The organism is Cupriavidus basilensis OR16 (assembly GCF_000243095.1).
Classification (GTDB): domain Bacteria; phylum Pseudomonadota; class Gammaproteobacteria; order Burkholderiales; family Burkholderiaceae; genus Cupriavidus; species Cupriavidus basilensis_D.
In genome coordinates this window covers 1-2,010 of record NZ_AHJE01000221.1, presented here as the reverse complement: position 1 = coordinate 2,010, position 2,010 = coordinate 1, and the positions used below count along the sequence as shown (strand labels likewise).

The following is a 2,010-nucleotide window of genomic DNA, read 5'->3' as shown; positions in this document are numbered from 1 at the left end:
ACCCCGAACGGCAAGCTGGACCGCCGTGCGCTGCCGGCGCCGGCATTCGAGAGCGCCCAGACCTTCGTCGCCCCCGAGGGCGAGGTGGAAACCGCACTGGCTGGTATCTGGGCCGAAGTACTGGGCCTGCCGCGTGTGGGCCGCTCGGACAACTTCTTCGAACTCGGCGGCGACTCGATCCTGAGCCTGCAGATCGTGGCGCGCGCCCGCGCGGCCGGCTGGCTGCTGACGCCGCGCCAGCTCTTCGAGCGCCAGACACTGGCCGAACTGGCCGCCATGGCGGCGCCGGTGGCACACGACGCCGACGCCGGCAACGCGGTGCCCACCGGCATCGTGCCGCTGCTGCCGATCCAGGCCGATTTCTTCGCCATGCCGATGGCCCGGCGTCACCACTGGAACCAGTCGGTGCTGCTCGATTGCCGGGATGGGTTCGATACCGGGGCGCTGGCAGCAGCGCTGGGCGATCTGGTCGTCCATCACGATGCGCTGCGGCTGCGGTTCGTCGAAGCGTCGGGCGTCTGGCAGCAGACGTACGCCGATGAAGAGACCTGCGCTGACCTGCTGTGGGTGCGAGAAACCGCAACGGAAACCGAACGGCTGGCGCACTGCGAAGCCGCCCAGCGCAGCCTCGATCTGGCACGTGGGCCGCTGCTGCGCGCTGTCGCGCTGCGGACCGGAGACCGCTGGCAACTGCTGCTGGCGATCCACCATCTGGTGGTCGATGGCGTGTCGTGGCGGGTGCTGATCGAGGATTTGCATGCGGCCTATCGGGCACGGCTGAATGGCGAAGCTGCAGCACTGCCGGCGCGCACGGCGTCCTACCAGCGCTGGGCCGAAGCCCTGCGCGACAGCGCCGCCCGCCGTGGCGAGGAAATCCCGCACTGGCAGGCGCTTGCTCAATTCGACGCCTCCTTGCCGGCAGACGAAGCCGCCGGCTCCCTCACCATCGCCAACCGCGCCAGCGTGACGCTGACGCTGCCAGCCGATCTCACGCAATCGCTGCTCCAGCGGGCGCCCGCCGCCTATCGCACGCGGGTCAACGACCTGTTGCTGACCGCGCTCGCTCGGGCGCTGTTCGCGTGGACCGGCCGAGAAGACGTGCTGGTGGACCTCGAAAGCCACGGCCGCGTCGCGGGCGTGGATGATTCGCTCGATCTCAGCCGCACGGTCGGCTGGTTCACGACGATGTTCCCGGTGGCGCTCGACGGCAGCGGCGAGATCGGCACGGCCATCCGCACGGTCAAGGAGCAACTGCGCGCGGTCCCGGGCGAAGGTATCGGCTTCGGCCTGCTGCGCCGCTGGGGCACGCCGGCCCAGCAGTCGGCGCTGGCGGCGGTCCCGAAGCCCGAGGTGGTGTTCAACTACCTGGGCCAGTTCAATGCAAGCTTCGCCGAAGGCGCCGCATGGCGGCCGGCCGCAGAGGGGGCGCAGGCGGCGGGAGGCACCCAGGACCCCGCCGCTCCGCTGTCGCATCCGCTGTCGGTCAGCGGGCAAGTGCTTGGCGGCGAACTGCAATTGACGCTGGCGTTCAGCCAGAACCGGCATCGCACGGCCACCATCGAGCGCCTGGCCGGAGCGTTGCGGGCCGAACTGGAAGCCGTCGTACGCCACTGCACCTCCGGCGCCGTCGGCCTCACGCCTTCCGATTTTCCGCTGGCTGGCCTGACGCAGGCCCGGCTCGACGCACTATGCCTCGATGCCGCGCGCGTGCAGGACCTGTATCCGTTGTCCCCGATGCAGTCGGGCATGCTGTTCCATAGCGTCTTCGCCCCCGAAGGCAGCGCGTATACAAACCAGTTGCGTGTCGATATCGACGGTCTCGATCCGGCCCGCTTTGTCGCGGCATGGCAGGCCGTGCTGGCGCGGCACGACAGCCTGCGCTGCGGTTTCCTGCATCGCGGCGACCAGCCGCTGCAATGGGTGGCGAAGGACGTCGCCTTGCCCGTGATCGAGGCGGACTTCACGGGGCGCGCCGCCGAGGACGTGGATCGGCTGGCGGCCGAGCAGCTT

At 69.9% G+C, this 2,010-nt stretch carries 1 protein-coding gene; it reads left to right on the top strand.

The features are described from left to right. A partial coding sequence (locus OR16_RS38220) for a condensation domain-containing protein (protein ID WP_006164685.1) occupies positions 1-2,010 on the top strand: 2,010 nt, incomplete at both ends.